Source organism: Streptomyces sp. NBC_01426 (assembly GCF_036231985.1).
In the GTDB taxonomy this organism is placed as follows: Bacteria; Actinomycetota; Actinomycetes; order Streptomycetales; family Streptomycetaceae; genus Streptomyces.
In genome coordinates, this window is the sequence record NZ_CP109500.1 from 3,505,699 (window position 1) to 3,527,873 (window position 22,175).

A 22,175-nucleotide genomic window follows, 5' to 3' on the forward strand; every position below is an offset into this window, starting at 1 on the left:
GCACAACACGACGGTCACCACGGTCCGCTTGTCCACCACAGTCATCCTCCCCCAGTTTGCTCTGGCGAATCATGCCCTGGGGTCACTGCCGCCCGCAAGGCGGGGGTGCGCCAAGGACCCGCCGGATCACGCCCCTTGTGTCGCGCGCGCCACGGTGATCGGCTCCGGACGCGTTCCGTCCGGGGCCGATCACCGTGCCGGGGCCGGGTCCCGTCGATCGTCGCGGGCCGCGCGGGCCGGGCGGGGCGTCGGCGGCCGGGGTCACGCGCCCGGCCAGAGGCCTTCCGGGGTGAGGCCCAGCAGGTCGATGGCGTTGCCGCGGACGATGCGGTCGATCACGTCCGGGGCGAGGTGCCCCATCTGGGCCTCTCCGACCTCCCGGGACTTGGGCCAGGTGGAGTCGGAGTGCGGGTAGTCCGTCTCGTAGAGGACGTTGGCGACGCCGATGGAGTCCAGGTTCCTCAGCCCGAAGGCGTCGTCGAAGAAGCAGCCGAAGACGTGCTCGGCGAAGAGTTCCGACGGCGGGCGCAGCACCTTGTCGGCCACCCCGCCCCAGCCGCGGTTCTCCTCCCACACCACGTTGGCGCGCTCCAGGATGTAGGGGATCCAGCCGATCTGCCCCTCGGCGTACATGATCTTCAGGTTGGGGAAGCGTTCGAACTTGCCGCTCATCAGCCAGTCCACCATCGAGAAGCAGCAGTTGGCGAAGGTGATGGTCGAGCCGACGGCCGGCGGGGCGTCGGCGGAGGTGGAGGGCATGCGCGAGGAGGAACCGATGTGCATGGCGATGACCGTGCCGGTCTCGTCGCACGCCTGGAGGAACGGGTCCCAGTCGTCGGTGTGGATGGACGGCAGCCCGAGGTGGGGCGGGATCTCCGAGAAGGCGACGGCCCGCACGCCCCGGGCCGCGTTGCGGCGGACCTCGGCCGCGGCGAGGCGGGCGTCCCAGAGGGGGACGAGGGTGAGCGGGATGAGCCGGCCCGCCGCCTCGGGGCCGCACCACTCCTCCACCATCCAGTCGTTGTAGGCGCGTACGCCGAGCAGTCCCAGTTCCCGGTCCTTGGCCTCGGTGAAGGTCTGCCCGCAAAAGCGCGGGAACGTGGGGAAACACAGGGCCGACTGGACGTGGTTGACGTCCATGTCCGCGAGCCGGTCGGGAACCGAGAAGGACCCCGGGCGCATCTGCTCGTAGGTGATGACTTCCAGTTTGATCTCGTCGCGGTCGTACCCGACCGCGGTGTCGAGGCGGGTGAGCGGGCGGTGCAGGTCTTCGTAGACCCACCAGTCGCCTATCGGGCCGTCGTCGCCCTCGGCCCCCATGACGGGGGCGAACTTGCCGCCGAGGAAGGTCATTTCCTTCAGGGGCGCGCGGACGACGCGGGGGCCGACGTCGTGGTACTTGGACGGGAGCCGGTCCCGCCAGACATGAGGGGGCTCCACCGTGTGGTCGTCCACCGAGATGATCTTCGGGAAGGTCTCCATGTGAACTACGGTAGCGCCGATCTGACGAACCGTCAGCTAGTTGTGCGGCACCGGGGAAGCGATCAGTCCGCTGCGGGCTGACGTGTACGTGCAAGACAGGGCAGACTGACCCTTACAACGACGGAAGGCAGGGGGGACGACAGATGGACGGCGTACCGGCCATCCCGCACCAGCGGAACCACCCCGAGGCAGCCCGGACCACCACGGACGCGGTCGACGCCCCGCCCGAAACCTCCTCCCGAACCGTCGCCGGGAGTACCGCCGCGGCCGCCCCCGAGAACACCTCCGCCACCGGGAGCGCCGCCACCGCCCCGCGGGCCGCCGTCGAGGACACCGACCGGCCCCGACCCGCCCCCTGCGGGAACCGCTTCGCCGTCCTCGGCCCCATCCGCGCCTGGCGCGGACCCGAGCTGCTGCCCTCCGGCAGCCCCCAGCAGCGGGCCCTGCTCGCCGCGCTGCTGCTCCGCGACGGCCGCACCGCCACCGCGCCCGAGCTCATCGACGCGATCTGGGGCGAGGACCCCCCGCAGCAGGCCCTCGCCACCATCCGCACGTACGCCTCCCGCCTGCGCAAGGTCCTGGACCCCGGGCTGCTCGTCACCGACGCCGGCGGCTACGCCATCCGCACCCCCGCCGGCGCCCTGGACCTCGGGATCGCCCGCGCCTTGGCCGGCGACGCCGAGAAGGCCCGCGTCGCCGGGGACCGCGCCCTCGCCCGTACGCTCCTGACCCGCGCCCTGGACCTGTGGGACGGGGAACCCCTCGCCGGGGTGCCGGGCCCGCACGCCGACACCGAGCGCACCCGGCTCGCGGAATGGCGCCTCCAACTGCTGGAGACGCGCCTGGACCTCGACCTGGAGGTCGGCCACCACGCCGAGGCCGTCTCCGAGCTGACCGCACTCACCGCCGCCCACCCCCTGCGGGAACGGCTGCGCGAGCTGCTGATGCTCGCCCTGTACCGCAGCGGCCGGCAGGCCGAGGCACTCGCCGTGTACGCCGACACCCGCCGGCTCCTGGCGGACGAACTCGGCGTCGACCCCCGACCCGAACTCTCCGCCCTCCAGAGCCGGATCCTGTGCGCGGACGCCGAACTGGCCCTCGCCGAGGACCCGGCGCCGACCGCCGCTCCCGTTCTCGTGAGGCCGGCCCAATTGCCCGCGACCGTCCCCGACTTCACCGGCCGCGCCCCGTTCGTCACCGAGCTGGGCGAGATCCTGTCGGGCGCCGAGGGCCAGGTCATGGCGGTGTCCGCGCTCGCCGGCATCGGCGGCGTCGGCAAGACCACCCTGGCCGTGCACGTCGCGCACGCCGCCCGCCCGCACTTCCCCGACGGCCAGCTGTACGTCGACCTCCAGGGCACCGAACCGCGACCGGCCGAGCCCGTCGCCGTGCTCGGCTCCTTCCTGCGGGCCCTCGGCACCCCCGACACCGCGATCCCCGACTCCCCCGCCGAACGGGCCGCGTTGTACCGGTCCATCCTCGACGGCCGGCGCGTCCTGGTCCTGCTCGACAACGCCCGCGACGCCGCCCAGGTCCGCCCGCTGCTGCCCGGCACCGCGGGCTGCGCCGCGCTCGTCACCAGCCGGGTCCGGATGTCGGGCCTCGCCGGGGCCCACCTCGTCGACCTCGACGTGATGAGCCCGGAGGAGGCGCTCCAGCTCTTCACCCGGATCGTCGGCGCCGAACGGGTCGGCGCCGAACGTCAGGCCGCGCTCGACGTGGTCGGGGCCTGCGGGTTCCTGCCGCTGGCCATCCGCATCGCCGCGTCCCGGCTCGCCGCCCGCCGCACCTGGACCGTGTCCGTCCTCGCCGCCAAGCTCGCCGACGAGCGCCGCCGCCTCGACGAGCTCCAGGCCGGGGACCTGGCCGTGAAGGCCACCTTCGAGCTGGGCTACGGCCAGTTGGAGCCCGCCCAGCAGCGGGCGTTCCGACTCCTCGGGCTCGCCGACGGGCCGGACATCTCGCTCGCCGCGGCGGCGGCCGTGCTCGACCTGCCCGAGCACGACACCGAGGACCTCCTGGAGGCTTTAGTCGACTGCTCCCTCCTGGAATCCGCCGCACCCGGCCGCTACCGCTTCCACGACCTGGTCCGGCTCTACGCGCGGGCCTGCGCGGAGCGCGACGAACAGCCGCCGAGCGGCCGCGACGCCGCCCTCGACCGGCTCCTGGACTTCTACCTGGCCACCGCCGCCGGCGTGTACGCCCTGGAACGGCCGGGCGACCGGCTGCCCGCCCACATGGCCGCCACCCACCACCCGGGCCTGGCCTTCACCGAGCCGCGCGCCGCGCTGGACTGGCTGTTCGCCGAGGCGGACCCGCTGCTGGCCTGCGTCCGACAGGCCTCCGTGCGCACCACCGGGCGCGGCGGCCTGGTCGACGTGCTGCGCCGTTCCGTGGACCTGCTGTGGGCCGCCAAGGACCTCACCGAGTCGGGGGCCAACTCCAAGCAGTACGAGTCGGCCGCCGTCGCCCTGTGCGAGGCCGCGCGCGCCGCCGGGGACCCGCACGCCGAGGGGCGGGCGCGGATCACGCTCACCATCGTGCACCTGGTCGCGGGCCGGTTCGCCGAGGCCGACGACGAGGCCAGCCGGGCCATGGCACTGGCCCGCGAGGCCGAGGACCCGCTGCCGAACTGCTGGGCTCCCAACGACCGCGGCATCATCGCCCTGTACGAGAGCCGGTACGCGGACGGCGAACGGTTCCTGTTGGAGGCCATCGAGAACTTCCGGGCCGACGGGAACCTCGTCGGCGAGGCCAGCGCCCTGTGCAACCTCTCCCGGATCCACGTGATGCTGGGCCGGCTCACCAGCGCCATAGACCTCGCCCAGCAGGGCATCGACATCTACGACCGGATGGGCCTGACCCTGCGGCTGGCCAACGGCCGGTACGCGCTGGGCATCGCGCTCACCCGGGCGGGCCGGCTGGGCGAGGCCCTGGCGCAGCTCGCGGAGGCGTTGACGCTCTTCCACGACAACCGGCAGCCGCTGTGGGAGGGCGTGACCCACTTCCGGCTCGCCGAAGCCCATCTCGCGGCACGCCGGCCCACGTTGGCGGCCTCGCACGCGGAGCAGGCCATCGCCCTGCGCGGGATCGGCGGCGAATGGCGGCGGGCCACGGTGCTGACGGTGCTCGGCAAGGCGCTGGTGCGGTTGGGGCAGACGGACCGGGCGCGGGTGTGCTGGCGGGACGCCGAAACGGTCTTCGAGCGGCTCGGTTCCTCGGAACTGGCCGAAGTCCGCTCCCTGCTCGCCTCACAGGTAGCGGCCTGACCAGCGTCTTCGCCGGATGAACGGGACGTTCATCGTTCGTTTATCGCCGCACGCCATGATGGGTACATCGACTCGACGCGTCGGGGGGACTCGCGGGTCGACTGGAGGACTACCCGTTCGGCGGTCCACGGGGGAATCGCCGAACGGGCCCGACTCATCCATCAGGAGATCCGATGACGACGAACGAGAACGCCCTTCCGAAGGAAGGCGACATCAAGCCGCTCGACAACCACGCGTCGGGCATCGAGATCAAACCGCTGGACAACCATGCCTCGGGCGGTACGCCGCTGCTCGGGCAGGAAGACAAGGCCGCGGACGAGGAGATCGTGACGCTGGACAACCACGCGTCCGGTCCGCGTCCGTAGCGGAGGCGAGCACGACACGTACGGGGGAACGTACGGGGGAGACGTACGGGGGACCCGCGGGGAACGACTCGGGGGAACGTACGGGGGACGGCGGCCGCGGTGGCCCGGGGGGACCACCGCGGCCGCCGCACGTGCGCGTCCGGAAGCCTTCGGCCACACGCGCGGGCCACGCGTCGGATGCGGGGCGCGCGCTCAGCCCCGCCGGAGCAGTCCTTCCACGCTCCGCGCGGCCTGGAGCAGGGGTGGGGCGAAGCGTTCCAGTTCCTCGCGGGTGCTCGTCCGGCCGGCCGCGGTCAGGCTGACTCCGCCCACCGGGGTCCCGTCCCGGTCGAAGACGGGCGCGCCCAGGCAGCGGACCGAGGGCTCGTTCTCCTCGTCGTCGATCGCGTAGCCGCGCTCGCGGACCCGGGCCAGGTCCGCGGCGAGCCGCTCCCGGTCGGTCAGCGTGCGCGCGGTGAGCGGCGGCAGCCCGCCGGCGCGCACCACGGCGTCGACCTCCTCCGGCGGCAGGTGCGCGAGCACGGCCTTGCCCAGGGCGGTCGAGTGCATCGCGAATCGCGAGCCGACACGTGAGGAGGTCCGGAAGGACTGCGCGCTGTCGATCTTCCTGACGCAGGTCAGCCCGTCCCCTCCGCGCAGGGCCAGGTGGACGGTCTGCCCGGTCCCCCGGCGCAGGAACTCCAGCAGCTCGACGATGCCCTCGGACGCCTCGGCGCCGATGTCGGCGGCCATCGTGCGCAACCGCAGCCCGATGCCGTAGGTGCCCTCGCCGTCGGTGACGGCGTAGCCCTGCTCGACCAGGGAGGTCAGGATCCGGCAGGCGGTGGACCGGGGAAGGCCGGAGCCGGCGGCCAGGTCCACGAGTCGGCGCGGTCCGCCGGGGGCGCTCAGCGCCTCCATGACGCGCAGTGTCTTCTCCAGGGCGCTGCTGCCGGTCGCCGTGCTCCGGCCCGGCGCCCCGTCCCGCACGACACTCACCACGAAAACCTCAAGCTTGGGCAAAATGGACTTTCCCTACTGTACGACAGCTCATGGCTGCTTTCGGGACATCCGAACGGCCGATGGCGCCGGTCATTAGGCTGAGGGCGTGTTCACCTCACAGGGACCAAGCCTCCGCGAACTGGCCGTACAGGCCCTCTCGTCCGTCGAGCGCGGATACGACCTGCTCGCGCCCAAGTTCGACGGCACGCCCTTCCGCACCCCCGACCGGATCCTCGACTCCGTCGAGGAGACCCTCGCCCTGCACGAGGGGTCCTTCGACGCCGGGCTGGACGTCTGCTGCGGCACCGGTGCGGGGCTGCCCATGCTGCGCCGGCTGTGCCGGGGCCGGGTGACGGGCGTCGACCTGAGCGCGGGCATGCTCGCGGAGGCGGCACGGACCCTCCCCGAGGGGGTCGACCTCCTTCGGGCCGACGCGCGGGCCCTCCCCGGCGCGCTCCGGGACACGTACGACCTCGCGGTCAGTTTCGGGGCCTTCGGTCACTTCCTGCCGGCCGAGCGGCCCGCCCTCTTCGCCGCGGTGCACGACGCGCTGCGCCCCGGCGGGGTGTTCGCCTTCCCCATCGGGGCCCCGCTGCCGCCGAGTTCCCCGCTGTGGTGGGCGACGGCCGGTTTCGACGCGGCGATGCGGGTGCGCAACGCCGTGTGGCGGCCGGCGTTCGTCATGTACTACCGCACCTTCCCCTGGGGCCCGGTCCGCGCGGACCTGCGCGCGGCGGGCTTCACCGTGGAGACGACCCCGCTGGAACACTTCGGACGCCGCCCCGACGGCACCCCCCACTGGCGCCTCGCCCTGGCCCGACGCCCGGCCGCCCACCCGGCACCCGCGGCCTGACCGGCCCGCGCAGGGCGCCGGACCCCGCGCGGGACCCCGGACCCCGCGCGGGGCGCCGGCCAGGCGCCTCAGGCGTGGCGGGCGCGGAGTTCCGTCTTGAGGACCTTTCCGCTCGCGTTGCGCGGCAGGTCCGCGACGAACTCCACCTCCCTCGGCACCTTGTAGTTGGCCATCTCCCGCCGGGACCAGGCGATCAGGTCGTCGGAGGTGAGGGTGGAGCCGGGACGGCGGACCGCGTACGCCTTGCCCACCTCGCCGAGCCGCGGGTCCGGGACGCCGACCACCGCGACGTCGGCGATGTCCGGGTGCAGGCCGAGGAGTTGCTCGATCTCGGCGGGGTAGGCGTTGAAGCCGCCGACGATGAACATGTCCTTGATCCGGTCGGTGATGCGCAGGTTCCCCGCCCGGTCGAGCACCCCCACGTCACCGGTGCGCAGCCAGCCCTCGGGGGTGATGGAGCGGCCCGTCTCCGCCGGGTCCTCGAAGTACCCCCGCATGACGTGGTGGCCGCGGACCCACACCTCGCCGGCGGTCCCGACCGGTCGGGGCGCCCCGTCGGGACCGGCGACGCGCACCTCCGTGTCGGGGATGGCCCGGCCGGAGGTGGCGGCGATGACCTCGGCCGGGTCGCCCCGCCGGCACATGGTGACGATGCCGCCGGCCTCGGAGAGCCCGTACGCGGTGAGGACGACCCCGATGCGCAGTTCTCCCCGCAGCCGTTCGACGAGCCGCAGCGGGACCACGGCGGCGCCCGTGACGACCAGGCGCAGGGCGGACAGGTCGTGGTGGTCGCGCTGGGGGTGGTCGAGGAGGGACTGGTGGAGGGTGGGCGGGCCGGGGAGCACCGAGATCCGTTCGGCGGCGACGTTGGCCAGGACGGTGTCGACGTTGAAGACGGGCTGGGGCACCATCGTGGCCCCGCGCATCAGGCAGGCGATGATCCCGGCCTTGTAGCCGAAGGTGTGGAAGAAGGGGTTCACGATCAGATAGCGGTCACCCTCGCGCAGCCCGGCGAGCTCGCTCCACACCTCGTAGCAGCGCAGCGTCTGGGCGTGGGTGATGACGGCGCCCTTGGGGCTGCCGGTGGTGCCCGAGGTGAAGATGATGTCGGAGGGGGCGTCGGGCGCGATGGCGTCGGCGCGTTCGCGGACGACGGAGGCAGGGACGCCGTCACCGCCCGCCAGGAAGTCCTTCCAGGTGCGGAAGGACTCGGGGGCGTCGTCGGCGAGGACGACCACCTGTTCCAGGTGCGGCAGCCCGGGCAGCGGGCCCGTACCGGTGCCTTCGCAGGTGGCACGGCGCAGGGAGGCCACGTAGGAGGTGCCGAGGAAGGTGCCGGTGACGAAGAGGAGGCGGGCGCGACTGCGCTGGAGGACGTACGCGGCCTCGGCGCCCTTGAAGCGGGTGTTGAGGGGGACGAGCACGGCGCCGGCCGAGACGGCGCCGAGCGCGGAGACGATCCAGTCGAGGGTGTTGGGCGCCCAGACGGCGACCCGGTCGCCCGGTTCGACGCCGGCGGCGATGCAGGCCGCCGCGGCACGCTCGACCCGCTCTCCGAGCTGGGCGTAGCTGACGCGGACGCGGCCGTCGACGACGGCTTCGTGGTCGGCGTGCCGGGCGGCGGCGGCACGCACCAGGCGGGGGATGCTGCCCCAGCGCAGGTCGCCGCGGGGGTCTCCGTCCCTGTCGGGCGTGGTCGCGGCACGGCCGTCGGGCGTGGTCGCGGTGACCGGGGCCGCGTGGGCGGTCCCGTACGGGCCGTCGTTCGCGTCGCCTCGCGCGCCCTCTCGCCCGGTGGTTCGCGCGTCGCCTCGCGTGGTGCCCTCGTCGCGCCGGTGTTCGCCCATCGTGCGCCCTCCCCGATGCCCAGTAGCTGACTATCCGTCAGATTAGCTGTAGCCTTCGCGGCTGTCAGTACTGGTGCAGCCCCGGAGGTGGCGATGGCGGCAACGCTCAAGGACGCTACGGCAATAGTCGGCATCGGCCAGACCCCCTTTGCCAAACGACTGCCGGGCTCCGAGAAGGAACTGGCCTGCCGGGCCATCCTCGCGGCGCTCGCGGACGCGGGCATCGACCCCGGCGAGGTGGACGCGTTCGCCTCTTACACGATGGAGGAGACCGACGAGGTGGAGGTGGCCAAGGCCATCGGCGCCGGCGACGTCACCTTCTTCTCCAAGGTCGGCTACGGCGGCGGCGGTTCCTGCGCCACCGTCGGCCACCTCGCCGCCGCCGTGGCCACCGGCCAGGCCTCCGTCGGCGTCGCCTGGCGCTCGCGCAAACGCGGCTCCGGGCCGCGCCCGTGGAAGAACACCGCCGTGCAACTCCCCACGCCCGGCCAGTGGACCCGCCCCTTCGGACTGCTGCGCCCGGCCGACGAGATAGCCATGCTGGCCCGGCGCTACATGCACGAGTACGGGGCCACCCGCGACCACCTCTTCAACGTGGCGATGGCCTGCCGCAACCGGGCCAACGAGAACCCGGCCGCGATGATGTACGAGCGCCCCCTGACCCGCGAGATGTACATGACCTCCCGCATGATCAGCGACCCGCTCTGCCTCTTCGACAACTGCCTGGAGACCGACGGGGCGCTCGCCTGCGTGATCGTCTCCGCCGAACGGGCCCGCGATTGCCGCCAGAGACCCGTCTACGTGCACTCCGTCGCCCAAGGCCTGCCCGCCCAGCACCACGGGATGGTCAACTACTGGAACGACGACCCGCTCTCGGGACCCGCCTGGACGGCCGCCCGACACCTGTGGAAGCAGGCCGACTTCGGCCCCGAGGACGTGCACGTCGCCCAGATCTACGACGCCTTCACCCCGCTGATCCCGCTCTCCCTGGAGGGCTACGGCTTCTGCGGGCGCGGCGAGGGCGCCGCGTTCACCGAGGGCGGTGCGCTGGAGATGGGCGGCCGGCTCCCGATCAACACCGGGGGCGGCGGGCTGAGCGAGGCCTACGTCCACGGTTTCAACCTGATCAACGAGGGCGTCAAGCAACTGCGCGGCGTCTCCACCGCCCAGGTGCCGGACGCCGCGACCTGCCTGGTGACGGCGGGCGAGGGTGTCCCGACGTCCGCGATCCTGCTGAGGAGCTGATCCCCGTGACCGCCGCCGTGACCCCCTCCGCGACGCCCCCGCCCGCGACGCCCGCCTCCGCCCCGGCTCCGGACGCGGCCGTTCCCGGTACCGACGCGCTCCTCCTGCCCGTCCCGGACGAGGACGGCGCCCCCTTCTGGGAGTACGCCGCCCGGGGCGAACTGCGCGTCCAGGCCTGCTCCGACTGCGGCCGGCTCCGCTTCCCGCCGCGCCCGTGCTGCCCGCACTGCCGGTCCTTCGCCTCCGAATGGCGGCTGACGAACGGGCGGGGCCGCATCTGGTCCTACGTCCGGCCGCACCCGCCCCTGCTGCCCGCCTACGCCGCGCAGGCCCCGTACAACGTGATCCTCGTCGAGCTCGCCGACGCCCCGCACATCCGGCTGGCCGGCAACCTCGTGACCTCGGCCGACGCCCCCCTGGACTCGGTGGACCCCGCCCGGCTGCGGATCGGGGCGCGCGTCCAGGTCGTGTTCACCGAGACCGGCGGGATCGCCGTGCCGCGCTGGATCCTGGAGAAGTCGTGACGGTGCGGGTCGAGCGGGACAAGGCGACCGGGGTCGCGGTCGTCACCCTGGACCGGGAACACCGGCACAACGCCGTCGACCTGGCCACGGCTGCCGAACTGGCTGCCACATGGCGGGAGTTCCGCTTCGACGAGGACGTGCGGGCGGTGGTGCTCACGGGCGCGGGCGGTGCGGCCTTCTGCACCGGCGTCGACCGGTCCGTGGAGGTGCCGCAGCCGGCGTCCCCGTACGCGATGGACGATCCGCTGATCGCCATCGGCCCGAAGGCGGCCGACCTGTGGAAACCGGTGGTCGCCGCCGTCAACGGCATGGCGTGCGGCGGGGCGTTCTACCTGCTGGGCGAGTCGGAGTTCATCGTCTCCTCCTCGACGGCGACGTACTTCGACCCGCACACCAGCTACGGGATGGTCAGCGCCTACGAGGCCGTGTACATGGCGCAGCGCATGCCCTTCGGCGAGGTCGCCCGGATGTCGCTGATGGGCACGGCCGAACGGCTCTCCGCGCGGCGGGCGTACGAGATCGGCCTCGTCTCGGAGGTGACCGCCCCCGAGGAACTGCTGCCGGCGGCGCTGCGGTCGGCCGAAATCCTGGCCGGCCACCCGACGGAGGCCGTACAGGGCACCGTGCGCGCGCTCTGGTCGGCGAAACGGGCCGCGCTGCACCAGGCCCTGGACCAGGCGCCGGCGCTGATCACCCTGGGCAACCTGCCTCCGGAGCGCCAGGCGGCCCTGTTCACCGACCGGCGATCGGCGCCGGAACCGCGGGTGCGCTGACCGCGCGGCGGCGGGGCGGTGGCCGGGTGCGGTGGCCGAGGCTCAGCGAGCGGACCTCGACTTCGGTTTGGTCGTGGACTTGGGCTTGCTCGTGGACTTGGGCCTCGACACGCCGCCGGAGCCGGAGGTCGGGGTCGACGACGGGCCGGCCGTCGAGGACGAGACGGTCTCGACCCGCCCGACCACGCACCGCAGGACATCGGCGGCACGGTCCGGGAACGTCATCGGCACGTCCGCGGCGCGGCTCTCGCCGGCCTTCAGCCGCACCTCGGCGGAGCCGGAATCGACCCGCCCGTTCGCGCCCTCGAAGACCACGGACACCGAGAAGGTGCGCTCGACGCCCGACTCGGAGGTGACCTTGAGCGTGGCCCGGGGGCGGCCCGGAGCGGCGCAGGTGACGACTTCGGCGCGGGCGCCGGCCGAGGTGGGGGTCGGGGTGGGCGAGGACGTCGCGTTCCCGCTGCTCCCGCTGCTGCCGCTTCCGCTGTTGCCGCTGTAGGACTTCTTCTTGGAGCCGCTCTTGGAGCTGGAGCATCCTCCCCCGCTGCTCTTGCTCCTGCTCTTGCCGCTCGACCCGCCGTGCGAGGAGAAACCGGTGAGCGCGAGCACCACCCCCACGAGGACGGCGATGAACCTGACACGACGTCCAGCCACCATGGCCTGACCCCTCCCCTGGGCAACGGCGCGTCACGCTACCAGCCGTCCGGGCCGGTGGACGGGGCCGGGACGCCGGGGCGGGCGGACGTATCGGCATTCGTCCACCCATGACCGGAACAAATGATTCCGCTCTCTCCGCCGCCGGCGAAGATCCCCGGACCGCCGGCCACGACGGACGGAATCCGTGGTTCCATCCCGACCACCGAACCCGGTGGCGGAACCGCACACCCCCGCGTCCCTTCGGTGCACACCGACCACCACGAGGAGCACCGCACCAGTGCGCACCATCTCCACCACCATCACCATCGACGCGACACCGGAAGAGGTCTGGGCGACGCTGTCCGACCTGCCCCGCCACTGCACGTGGAACCCGTACATTCGCGAGGCGTACGGCGAACCGGTCCCGGGTGAGCGGCTGACCCTGCGGACGTACCCGGAGGCCGGCGACCCGGTCACCCTGCGACCGAGGGTCGTGGCGGCCCGGCCCGGCGCCGAACTGCGCTGGGTCCGCCGGACCCTCGTCCCCGGCCTCCTCGACACCGAGCACGTCTTCCACCTGACCGAGGGGCCGGGGCGCACCACCCGGCTGGAGCACGGCGAACGCGTCCGCGGGCTGCTCGCCCCCTTCCTCGGCCGGTTCCTGGCCAGGAACGCCCGGGACTTCGCGGCGATGAACGAGGCCCTGCGCGTCCGCGTCGAATCCATGCGCACCACCCCCTGATCCGCCCGCACCCGCCGGGCGCCCCGCCGGCGCCCGCCCCGACCCCGCCCGCCCCGTCCGGCGTGCGGGGTCGGGGGCCCGGGGCGTAGCGTCGGGATCACGACCGCTCGATCAGGACCGCTACCTCGGAGGGCCGGGCATTGATCCGCAACGTACTCGGCTCCCTGCTGGGCCTGATCGGGGCGACGGTGGCCGTGTGGAGCCCCTTCCGCGTCTGGTACGAGGGTCGGCACGGGCGGGACTACCGCCTCGCGGACCTCTTCTCGTCCGCCGGGGTGACCGACGCCAAGGGCGCGCTGCTCGCCTCGTTCGTGATGCCCTTCGTGCTCGCCGCGCTGCTCACCCTCACGGCGATCCTGCTGCGCTCACGGCTGCTGATGGCGCTCGCGGGGGTGATCGTCCTCGGCTTCGCGGTGCTGTGGATGGTGCGCCAGGGGCAGGCCGCGGGCAGCCTCTCGGTCGGCGGTGACGGCGGGGGCCTCGGCGACGGGGTCGCCAACGCCTTCGGGGGCGGCGCGCTGCTCATCCTCGCGGCGTTCGTGATGCGCGGGCGTCCCGCGCGCCGCCGACCGCGGGACCTCCCCGCCACGGACGGCCCGTACGCCGCCACCGACGCCCCGTACCCGCCGAACACTTCGCACCCGCCGAGCGATCCGTACCCGCCGAGCGGGTCGTACCCCCCGGACACCTCGTACCCGCCGGCCTCGGGCCCGGCCGACCCGGCGACCGAGCCGTGGCACCGGCCGCCCCCGAACCGCGAGCAGCCGTAGTCCGTCGGTTCAGCGCGGCGCGTCGGTTCAGCGCGGCGCGTCGGTTCAGCGCGGCGCGTCGGTTCAGCGCGGCGCGTCGGTTCAGCGCGGCGCGTCGGCGGCCGGGTCGCGTCGGCGCAGGTCGCCGAGGGAGTCGACGTACTTGAGCATGAGGCGGGCGAAGTCCAGGCGTTCGTCCTCTGGCCAGTCGGCGGTGATGTACTCGAAGGCCGAGCGCTGATGGCGGCGGAAGCGTTCCATGAGTTCGTGCCCGGCCGGGCTGAGGTGGAGCACGCTGCGGCGGCCGTCCTGCTGGGAGGCGCCGCGGACCAGGTAGCCCGCCTTGATGTTGTCGGTGACCATCCGACTCGCGACCGAGGGGTCCACCGCGAGGAGTTCGGCGACCCCTCCGACGGTGATCTCCTGTTCGGGGTCCCGGGTGGCCTCCCTGACGTGGTTGAGCACCAGCGTGCGACTGAGATCCTTCGCCGAGATGGGGTTCTCGACCTCCAGCAGTGAGGTGCGGCGCAGCTTGGAGAAGGCCGGGCCCACGGCGTCGAGCAGCTCTTCGGCTGTCTTCGGCTCGCTCGGCTCGTTCGTCGTCATGTGTCGCATCATACATTCATGACTGCGACCATATGTGTGTTGACGTGAAATTACGTGCATGCAAGCATGCATATCTATGTCACCATGTACGACACCGTGTACACCACTGTGAAGGGAGACCCCGCATGACCGTCCTCGTCACCGGAGCCCGCGGCAGGATCGGGCGGGCGGTCGTCGACCGCCTCCACGCGGCCGGCACCGCCGTCCGCGCCGCCAGCGCCACACCCGCCGACCTGGCCGTCCCGGCCGGCGTCGACACCGTCGAGCTGGCCCTGAACCGCCCCGAGACCTTCGCCGCCGCACTCGCCGGGATCCGCCGGGTGTTCCTCTACCCCGAGCCCGCCGGCATCCACGAGCTGGTCGAGGCCGCCGGGTCCGCCGGGGTGGAGCACGTCGTCCTGCTGTCCTCCGCCTCGGTCCTCGCGCCCGGTGCCGACACGGATCCGCTCGCCTCGCACAGCCTTCGGGTCGAACGCGCCCTGGCCGAAGCCCCGTTCACCGTGACGCTGCTGCGCCCGGACGCCTTCGCCGGCAACGCGCTGGGCTGGGCGCACCCCATCGGGCGTCGGCAGCCGGTCCGGCTCGCCCACCCCGACGCCGCCCTCGCCCCCATCCACCCCGACGACATCGCCGACATCGCGGTCCGCGCCCTGACCGGCGACGACCTCGCCGGCCGCGCGATCACCCTGACCGGCCCCCGGTCGCTGACGTTCCGCGAGCAGCTCGCCGTCCTCTCCGACGTCCTCGGCCGGGACATCCCCGTGGAGGAGATCACCCGCGCCGAGGCCGAGCGGGAGATGGGCCGGTACATGCCGGCCCCCGTGGTCGGCTCCCTGCTCGACCTGTGGGCCGCCGCCACCGTGACCCCGGTCGCCCTCGCCGACACCACCGAGACCCTGTTCGGCACGCCGGCCCGCACCTTCGCCCGGTGGGCCCGCGAGAACGCCGCCGCCTTCGCTGGCCACTGACCGCCGCGCCGGGCGGTGCGGTGAAAGGGGCCGGACATGGCGGCGGCCCCGGTCCCCCGAAGGGGGCGGGGCCGTCCGGCGCGAACGCGGGTGGGTCAGATCACTTCTCGACGACGCCCGAGGCAGCGATCTCGATCTTGGCGCGGGTGGCGCCGGACTGGGAACCGAGGGACTCGATCTTCTGGACCAGGTCCGAACCCTCGACGACCTCGCCGAAGACGACGTGCTTGCCGTCGAGCCACGGGGTGACGACCGTGGTGATGAAGAACTGCGAGCCGTTGGTGTTGCGGCCGGCGTTCGCCATCGACAGCAGGAACGGGCGGTCGTGCTTCAGGTCGAAGTTCTCGTCGGCGAACTTCTCGCCGTAGATGCTCTTGCCGCCGGTGCCGTTCTGGTTGGTGAAGTCGCCACCCTGCAGCATGAACTGGGGGATGACGCGGTGGAACGGCGAACCCGCGTAGCCGAAGCCGTGCTGGCCGGTGGCCAGCTCGCGGAAGTTCTGCGCCGTCTTCGGAACGACCTCGTCGAAGAGGTTGAAGACGATGCGGCCGGCGGCCTCGCCGTTGATGTTGATGTCGAAGTAAACGTTGCTCATGGGGTCCATCCTGTCACTCCCGGTGCGGTACGCGCATCGGCGGGGCCGGGGCGCCGTCACGTGCCGGTACGGGTACCCGTGCCCTTCGCCGCGTCCAGGGCGTACACGCAGTGGTCCTTGCTGCACGCGTAGACCACCCCCGCCTCCGCCACCGGGGCCCCGGTGATCTCGCCGCCGGTCGCCAGCTTCCAGCGGAGCTGACCGCCCGCCGCGTCGAGGGTGTAGAGGCAGTGGTCCGCCGAGCCGAAGTGCACCCGGCCGTCCGCGACCGCCGGCAGACCGGTGATCTCGCCGCCCGCCGCGAACCGCCACTTCGGGGTGCCGGTGACCGCGTCGAGCGTGTACAGGGCGCTGCCCGCGCCCAGGTGGACGTTGCCGTTGGCCACGACCACCGGGTCCGCCGACTGCCGGGGCTCGGTGGCGATGCGCCAGCGGTCCTTGCCGGTGACCGCGTCGAGGGCGTAGACGGTGCCCAGGTAGTCGACGAGGTAGACCCCGCCGCCGGTCACGGCCGCGCCCGGCGCGAACGCCGGGGCCGCCAGGAACACCGCCGGGGCCTCGAAGTGCCAGCGGACCCGACCCGAGGCCCGGTCCACGGACAGCACGCGGGTGCCGGCGACGACGTACACGTTGCCGTCGGGGGCCGGCGTGACGCGCACGGGGACGTTGCCGCACGCGGCGGCGTCTCCGACCGGATACGACCAGGCCTCCAGGCCGCTGCGGGCGTCCAGGGCCCGCAGTCGGGCGTCCTGCCACACGTAGACGGTGCCCTCGTGCAGGACGGGGGCCGCCTCGGGGGTCTCGAAGTCGGACTGGGCGCCGGCGAGCTCCCACAGCTTCTGGCCGTTGGAGGCCTCCCAGCCCTGCACGCCGCCACCGCGGGTCGCGGTGATGACGGTGCCCCGGTCGGCGCGCAGCGCGTACACCCAGGCATCGGTGGCCAGCCGCCACCGCTCGGAGCCGTCGGAGGAGTCGAGCGCGTACAGGGAAGGGCCGTCGGAGGCGTGGATACGGCCGTCGGAGACGGCCATCGACCAGGCGACGTCGCGGGTCTTGAACTGCCGGCGACCGCTGCCGACGTCCAGGGCGTGCACCTCGAAGGACGTGACGTACAGCAGGTCGCCCGCGACGGTCGGGGTGCCCCAGACCTCGTTGGACATGCGGAAGCGCCACGGGCGCCAGCGGCCGCTGTCCGGGGACGGGCCGGGGCCGGGGACGGCGGGCGCGCCGGTCGCGGCCGGTACGGCCTCCACCGCCGAGGCCGTGCCGCCGCCGGGCGGCCGGATCCAACCGGTCGCCGTGTCGGCCACCATCGCGGAGGACGCGGCGGCCGTGGCGCGCGGCCCGGGACCGATCGGCACCGGCGAGGCGCCGAGCCGGACGGGATCACCGGAGGGCACCAGGCCCGGCTGCGGCGGGTGGTGCGGGCGCGGCGGGGCGGCCTGGCCGGTCCGCGGGTCCGCCCAGGGGTCGGCGCCGCGCTGGCGGCGGTGCGTGGAGGGGCCGGAGACCGGTCCGTGGCCGTCCCCGGCGGCGGGACGGCCCGGCGCGGGCCGACCGGGTGCGGAACGCCCGGACGGGACGGCCGCCGTGCGCAGACCCGCGCGGCGGGCCTCGATCATCGCGACGGCGCGCCCCGGCAGCCACGCCGAGGCGGTACCGCTGTCGTCGTCGCCGTCGAAGAGGTGCGGGGCCAGTTGCGCCTGGAGGTCGGCGGGACTGGGGCGCCGGCCGGCCTCCATCTGCATGCAGGACTCGATCAGGGGCCGCAGCTCGTCGGGGAGCCCTTCGAGGTTGGGGCCCTCGCGCAGCAGCATGAACACCGTCTCGACGGGGTTCGCGCCGTGGTAGGGCGGGTGACCGGTCGCGGCGAAGACCAGCGTGGAGCCGAGCGAGAACACGTCGCTGGCGCCCTTGACGCTGCGGGAGTCCTTGGCCTGCTCGGGCGACATGTAGGCGGGGGTGCCCACGGCGACGTTCGTCATGGTCAGGCGGGTGTTGGAGACCCCGCTGGCGATGCCGAAGTCGATCACGCGCGGGCCGTCCTCGACGACGAGCACGTTCGACGGCTTCAGGTCGCGGTGGACCAGTCCGGCGCCGTGGATGGACTGCAGGGCCTCGGCGATGCCGGCCGCGAGCCACCGCACGGCCTGGGCGGGCATGGGCCCGCACTCGTTGACGATCTCCTCCAGCGAGGGCGCCGGAACGTACGCGGTGGCCAGCCAGGGCACCGCCGCACGCGGGTCGGCGTCGACGACGGCGGCGGTGTAGAAACCGGAGACGGCGCGCGCCGCCTCCACCTCGCGGGTGAAGCGCACCCGGAACAACTGGTCCTCGGCGAGTTCGGTCCGCACCGTCTTGATCGCGACCCGACGTCCGGACGCCGACCGCGCGAGATAGACCAGCCCCATGCCGCCGGCGCCGAGCCGTCCCAGCACCTCGAAGGGGCCGATCCGTCTCGGGTCGTGCTGCGTCAGCTGCTCCACCACTCGCCTCCACACCTCCCCGTACGGGCCCACGCCGGACCCGCTTCCACCAGCACGCACAGCGGCACGGCGGTCGGTTCCGCGCAGGGCAACCCGTGCGCGTCCCACGTGCGGGGGTTCGCCCCACCGCACCCGTGCAGCGTCTCACCCCGGCGAAGCCGGACGTCGCGCAAGCCCGATTCTGTCAGGCCCGCGCCTGGTCCGGCCCCGGGTCAGGCGTGGCTTTCGGGAGCGGCTTTGGTACGGGGCTCCGAGAGCAGGCCGAAGACGGCCCCCTGATTGTCCGCGACGACGGCGATCCGCCCGTACGGCGTGTCGAAGGGATCGGCGGTGACACGGCCGCCGAGGCGCTGCACCGTGGCGACGGTCTGGTCGCAGTCAGGGACGGCGAAGTAGACGAGGAAGTGCGCGGGCATGATCTCCGGGAAGGCGTCGGTGATCAGACTGCGCCCCAGCACTGCGGTGTCGGATCCGGGCCGGTTGCCGGGCGGGGACCAGACCCGGTACTCGATGCCGGTCTCGGGATCGTCCTGGTCCTCGGGCACATAGCCGAAGACCTTGTCGTAGAAGACGTCCACGGCGTCGCGGGCCCGGGTGTAGACCTCCGACCAGCAGTAGGTGTAGGGCTGTTGCTGCGATTCGAAGCCGTGGTGGGTGCCGGGCTGCCACAGCCCGAAGACGGCCCCGCCGGGGTCGGCCGCCATGGCGGCGGTGCCGTACGGGCCCACGGGCTGGGGGTCCATCACCATCTGGCCGCCGGCGGCCCGGATGCGGGCGGCGCAGGCGTAGGCATCGGAGGTGTACAGGTACACGCCCCAGACGGTGGGCATGCGGCCGTCCGGCTTGGGGGCGAGGGCGGCCACGTTGTGGCCCCGGGCGTAGGCCTGCGTGTAGTGGCCGTACTGGGCGCCCGCGCTGTCGCCGAAGGACCATCCGAAGAGCTCACCGTAGAAGCGCTTGCCCGCCTCGACGTCCGGAAGCGAGGCGTCCACCCAGCAGGGGGAGCCTTCCGCGAATGCGGCCATCAGCCCGGTTCCTTCCGTTGTGCGGGGGTGTGTACCCTCCGTACCTCCCAGCCATGATGTGTCCGAAAACTTGTCCACAGCCTGTTGATAAGACTATTCGGGGGATACGTCACGATACGCACGGGGTCCCGGTCGACGCCCCCGCAGCGGTCTCGGGCGAGTCGCGGGCAGGGCACGGGAGGGGCGTGGGCGGGTCGCGAGCGCGGGCGGGGCACGGGAGCGGCGCCGATGGTGCGTGCCGGCCGGAAACCGCCGGCGCGAACCTTCGCCCGCAGGGCACGGATCCCGCCCCGCGGGCCCGGTCGAGGAGCCGGCCGACAGCCGCTCCCGTGCAGGCCGGCGGCCCCGTAACCCCATTTGCAGGCGGCCGAATAGCGCCCCGATCACCCCTCGGTAAGCTGACGGCATGACAGGACAAGTACGCACCGTCGACGGGCGTGTCGCCGGCCGGCGCGGCCAGGCGACGCGGCAGAAGCTGCTCGACTGCCTCAGCGAGATGCTCAGCTCCTCGCCGTACCGCGACGTCAAGGTGATCGACGTCGCCCGCAAGGCCGGGACCTCCCCCGCGACCTTCTACCAGTACTTCCCGGACGTCGAGGGCGCCGTCCTGGAGATCGCCGAACACATGGCCACGGAGGGCGCGCAGTTGACGGCGCTCGTCGAAGGTCGCAACTGGGTCGGCAAGGCCGGCTGGGCGGCGGCCGAGGAACTCGTCGAGGGATTCCTGGAGTTCTGGCGACGCAACGACGCGATCCTCCGGGTCGTCGACCTCGGCGCGGCCGAGGGCGACAAGCGGTTCTACAAGATCCGCATGAAGATCCTCAACTCCGTCACCAACTCCCTCACGGAGTCGATGAAGGAACTCCAGGCCAAGGGCAAGGTCGACAAGGACCTCAGCCCGGCGGCGATGGCCGGTTCGCTGGTCGCGATGCTGGCCGCGGTCGCCTCGCACCAGAAGGGCTTCCAGACCTGGGGCGTCAAGCAGGCCGAGCTCAAGCCGAACCTGGCGCTGCTCGTCCACCTCGGCATCACCGGCAAGAAGCCGACCAAGTAGCGGCGGACCCCGGGCCCCCGCCAGGGGTCCTGGTCCGCCGCCCGGGCCCGCTCCCCGCAGCCCCCACCACCCCGCCGGCTCACGCCGGCGCCCGCTCCCGACCCCGTCGGTCCCCCACCGGCTTCCCGCCGGACTCCACCGGCTCTCCGCCGGGCTTCACCCGGATCTCCGCCGCGATCAGCGACGCTCCAGGCGGAACAGCCGGATCTCGCGCTCGATGCGCGCCTGGTACGTCGCGTACGGCGGCCAGAACCTCAGCGCCGCCTGCCACGCCGCCGCGCGTTCCTCGCCCTGCAACAGCCGGGCCCGTACGGCGATGTCCCGACCGCGCCAACTCACTTCCGCGTCCGGGTACTTGATCAGGTTCCCGGTCCAGGCAGGGTGTCCGGGGCGGCCGAAGTTGGAACCGATCAGCAGCCAGCTCGCACCGTCGTCCTCCGGCATGCAGGCGAGCGGCGTGGTGCGCGGCAGGCCGGACCTGGCTCCCTTGGCGGTGAGGATCACGCCGGGCAGCATCTGCGCGCTCAGGATGACCTTGCCGCGGGTCAGTCTGTGCACGGCCTTGTCCATGGCCGGGATGACGTGTGGTGCGATCTTGGCGAACAGCATGGTCGAGGAGACCTTCTGCATCAGCCTGACGCCGACGGGAGCCATCAGACGGCCATCCTCTCCGTGCTCGTGGACTCGGTTGCGGTCGTGGGTGGGACCGCGGTCGCGGACGCGGACGCGGACCCGGTCGCGGACCCGGTCGCGGACGCGGACGCGGACCCGGTCGCGGACCCGGTCGCGGACGCGGACGGGTCGAACAGGCCCGCCCGCCGGGCGGCGTGCGCCCGCAGCCGGTGCACCGGGCCGAAGAGCAGCTCGTCGGCCGCGGCCCGCTTGAAGTAGAGGTGCGCGTCGTGCTCCCAGGTGAAGCCGATACCGCCGTGCAGTTGGATCGCCTCGCCCGAGGTGATCCGGAGCGCCTCCAGCGCCTGCGCGAGGGCGAGGCCGCCCTGCTCGGGGTCCCAGGCGGCGTAGTAGGCGGCGGAGCGGGCCGCCTGCACCTGGACGTAGAGGTCCGCGAGGCGGTGTTTGACCGCCTGGAAGGACCCGATGGCGCGACCGAACTGCTCGCGCTGCCGTACGTGGTCCACCGTGCGGGCCAGCGCCTGTTCCGCCGCGCCCACCGCCTCGGCAGCCAGCACGCCGGCGGCGGCGCGCCCGGTGGCGGCGAGGGCCGCCGGTACGTCCCCCTGGCCATCCCCGAGCAACTCGGCGGGCACGTCGCGCAGTTGGATCCGCCCCTGGGGCCTGGTCTCGTCCAGGGTGGACTGCCGGGCGCGTACGAGTCCGGGCGCGTCCTCCCGTACGAGGAACAGCAGGGTCCGGCTGCGGGCGAAGCCGCCGGTGTGCGCGGCGACCAGGAGCAGCCCGGCGCTGTGGCCGTCCAGCACCTGGGAGACCTCCCCGTAGAGCCGCGGGCCGCCCTCCCCCGACGTGGCCTGCACCCCACCGGCGCGACCGCCGCCGGCCCACTCCCCCGGCACGTTGTCGCCGGTCAGCGCGAGGGCCGTGGCCAGGGCGGTCCCGGGTACGGCGAGCGCGGCGGTCAGCGCTCCGGCGGCGATCGGGGGCAGCAGCGCGGCGCGCTGGGCCTCCGTCCCGAGGGCGGCGATCAGGGGCGCGGCGAGTGCGGCGGTGGCGAGCAGCGGCGAGGGCAGCAGGGCCCGGCCGGTCTCCTCACAGGCGAGGGCGAGGTCGGCCGGCGCGCATCCGACGCCGCCGTACTCCTCGGCGATGGCGATGCCCGGCAGGCCGAGTTGCCGGGCGAGCTGTCGCCACAGTTCGTGGTCGTGTCCGGCGGCGGTGCGGACGGCGGCCCTGACCTCGTCCGGGCCGCAGCGTTTGCCCAGGATTTCGCGCAGGGTGCGGCGCATCTCGTGCTGCTCCGCGGTGAAGGCGGCATCCATCGTCGGGCTCCTCCCCGTAT

At 73.4% G+C, this 22,175-nt stretch carries 20 protein-coding genes; 10 read left to right on the forward strand and 10 right to left on the reverse strand.

Annotated elements, in window-relative coordinates:
• Positions 1-261: 261 nt before the first annotated feature.
• Positions 262-1,482, reverse strand: coding sequence for an amidohydrolase family protein (locus OG906_RS15395; RefSeq protein ID WP_329443306.1), 1,221 nt, complete (start codon positions 1,480-1,482; stop codon positions 262-264).
• A gap of 143 nt (positions 1,483-1,625) precedes the next feature.
• Here OG906_RS15395 and OG906_RS15400 point away from each other — a divergent pair, with 143 nt between their 5' ends.
• Together OG906_RS15400 and OG906_RS15405 are read left to right on the forward strand one after the other, a co-directional pair.
• Positions 1,626-4,751: an AfsR/SARP family transcriptional regulator gene (locus OG906_RS15400; protein WP_329443308.1), complete on the forward strand. Its 3,126-nt coding sequence runs from the start codon at positions 1,626-1,628 to the stop codon at positions 4,749-4,751.
• Positions 4,752-4,924: 173 nt separating this feature from the next.
• Complete coding sequence (locus OG906_RS15405) at positions 4,925-5,116, forward strand: hypothetical protein (RefSeq protein WP_053681195.1); 192 nt, start codon at positions 4,925-4,927, stop codon at positions 5,114-5,116.
• Between the two features lie 192 nt (positions 5,117-5,308).
• Here the strand turns inward: OG906_RS15405 and OG906_RS15410 are convergent, their stop codons facing one another.
• On the reverse strand, positions 5,309-6,118 hold the full coding sequence (locus OG906_RS15410) for an IclR family transcriptional regulator (protein WP_329443312.1): 810 nt from the start codon (positions 6,116-6,118) through the stop codon (positions 5,309-5,311).
• Positions 6,119-6,203: 85 nt separating this feature from the next.
• Here OG906_RS15410 and OG906_RS15415 point away from each other — a divergent pair, with 85 nt between their 5' ends.
• Complete coding sequence (locus tag OG906_RS15415) at positions 6,204-6,950, forward strand: class I SAM-dependent methyltransferase (protein WP_329443314.1); 747 nt, start codon at positions 6,204-6,206, stop codon at positions 6,948-6,950.
• A 68-nt stretch (positions 6,951-7,018) separates the two neighbouring features.
• Here the strand turns inward: OG906_RS15415 and OG906_RS15420 are convergent, their stop codons facing one another.
• Positions 7,019-8,797 carry a FadD3 family acyl-CoA ligase gene (locus tag OG906_RS15420; RefSeq protein ID WP_329443316.1) on the reverse strand — a complete coding sequence of 593 codons (1,779 nt, stop codon included), beginning with the start codon at positions 8,795-8,797 and terminating at the stop codon, positions 7,019-7,021.
• A gap of 93 nt (positions 8,798-8,890) precedes the next feature.
• Here OG906_RS15420 and OG906_RS15425 point away from each other — a divergent pair, with 93 nt between their 5' ends.
• From OG906_RS15425 to OG906_RS15435, 3 genes are all read left to right on the forward strand, one after another.
• Positions 8,891-10,042: a lipid-transfer protein gene (locus OG906_RS15425; RefSeq protein WP_053681191.1), complete on the forward strand. Its 1,152-nt coding sequence runs from the start codon at positions 8,891-8,893 to the stop codon at positions 10,040-10,042.
• A gap of 104 nt (positions 10,043-10,146) precedes the next feature.
• A complete protein-coding gene (locus OG906_RS15430) occupies positions 10,147-10,566 on the forward strand; it encodes a Zn-ribbon domain-containing OB-fold protein (RefSeq protein ID WP_267798491.1) in 420 nt (139 codons plus the stop codon).
• The gene (locus tag OG906_RS15435) at positions 10,563-11,339 is read left to right on the forward strand and encodes an enoyl-CoA hydratase/isomerase family protein (RefSeq protein WP_329443319.1); all 777 of its coding nucleotides are present in this window, start codon (positions 10,563-10,565) and stop codon (positions 11,337-11,339) included. Before OG906_RS15430 ends, OG906_RS15435 begins: the two co-directional genes overlap by 4 nt.
• 42 nt (positions 11,340-11,381) lie before the next feature.
• Here the strand turns inward: OG906_RS15435 and OG906_RS15440 are convergent, their stop codons facing one another.
• Complete coding sequence (locus tag OG906_RS15440) at positions 11,382-11,996, reverse strand: hypothetical protein (protein WP_329443321.1); 615 nt, start codon at positions 11,994-11,996, stop codon at positions 11,382-11,384.
• A 277-nt stretch (positions 11,997-12,273) separates the two neighbouring features.
• Between OG906_RS15440 and OG906_RS15445 the strand changes: the two genes are divergently transcribed.
• A complete protein-coding gene (locus OG906_RS15445) occupies positions 12,274-12,717 on the forward strand; it encodes an SRPBCC domain-containing protein (RefSeq protein ID WP_329443323.1) in 444 nt (147 codons plus the stop codon).
• Between the two features lie 140 nt (positions 12,718-12,857).
• Positions 12,858-13,487, forward strand: a complete 630-nt coding sequence (locus tag OG906_RS15450; protein WP_329443324.1) for a hypothetical protein — start codon at positions 12,858-12,860, stop codon at positions 13,485-13,487.
• Positions 13,488-13,568: 81 nt separating this feature from the next.
• Here the strand turns inward: OG906_RS15450 and OG906_RS15455 are convergent, their stop codons facing one another.
• Positions 13,569-14,072 (reverse strand): MarR family winged helix-turn-helix transcriptional regulator, encoded by a 504-nt coding sequence (locus OG906_RS15455; RefSeq protein ID WP_329443326.1) that lies wholly within the window; start codon positions 14,070-14,072, stop codon positions 13,569-13,571.
• Between the two features lie 125 nt (positions 14,073-14,197).
• On the opposite strand from OG906_RS15455, the gene OG906_RS15460 reads away from it, so the two are divergent.
• On the forward strand, positions 14,198-15,040 hold the full coding sequence (locus OG906_RS15460; RefSeq protein WP_329443328.1) for an NAD(P)H-binding protein: 843 nt from the start codon (positions 14,198-14,200) through the stop codon (positions 15,038-15,040).
• Positions 15,041-15,140: 100 nt separating this feature from the next.
• Here OG906_RS15460 and OG906_RS15465 read toward each other — a convergent pair whose 3' ends face one another.
• The 3 genes from OG906_RS15465 to OG906_RS15475 form a co-directional block, all read right to left on the reverse strand.
• The gene (locus OG906_RS15465) at positions 15,141-15,635 is read right to left on the reverse strand and encodes a peptidylprolyl isomerase (RefSeq protein WP_053681176.1); all 495 of its coding nucleotides are present in this window, start codon (positions 15,633-15,635) and stop codon (positions 15,141-15,143) included.
• A gap of 56 nt (positions 15,636-15,691) precedes the next feature.
• Positions 15,692-18,124, reverse strand: a complete 2,433-nt coding sequence (locus OG906_RS15470) for an outer membrane protein assembly factor BamB family protein (RefSeq protein ID WP_329443331.1) — start codon at positions 18,122-18,124, stop codon at positions 15,692-15,694.
• A gap of 209 nt (positions 18,125-18,333) precedes the next feature.
• Positions 18,334-19,146: a VOC family protein gene (locus OG906_RS15475; RefSeq protein WP_267798481.1), complete on the reverse strand. Its 813-nt coding sequence runs from the start codon at positions 19,144-19,146 to the stop codon at positions 18,334-18,336.
• A gap of 406 nt (positions 19,147-19,552) precedes the next feature.
• On the opposite strand from OG906_RS15475, the gene OG906_RS15480 reads away from it, so the two are divergent.
• Positions 19,553-20,200 (forward strand): TetR family transcriptional regulator, encoded by a 648-nt coding sequence (locus OG906_RS15480; RefSeq protein ID WP_329443333.1) that lies wholly within the window; start codon positions 19,553-19,555, stop codon positions 20,198-20,200.
• 177 nt (positions 20,201-20,377) lie between these two features.
• Here OG906_RS15480 and OG906_RS15485 read toward each other — a convergent pair whose 3' ends face one another.
• Together OG906_RS15485 and OG906_RS15490 are read right to left on the reverse strand one after the other, a co-directional pair.
• On the reverse strand, positions 20,378-20,854 hold the full coding sequence (locus OG906_RS15485; RefSeq protein WP_329443334.1) for a nitroreductase family deazaflavin-dependent oxidoreductase: 477 nt from the start codon (positions 20,852-20,854) through the stop codon (positions 20,378-20,380).
• Positions 20,854-22,155, reverse strand: a complete 1,302-nt coding sequence (locus OG906_RS15490; protein ID WP_329443336.1) for an acyl-CoA dehydrogenase family protein — start codon at positions 22,153-22,155, stop codon at positions 20,854-20,856. Before OG906_RS15490 ends, OG906_RS15485 begins: the two co-directional genes overlap by 1 nt.
• Positions 22,156-22,175: the final 20 nt, after the last annotated feature.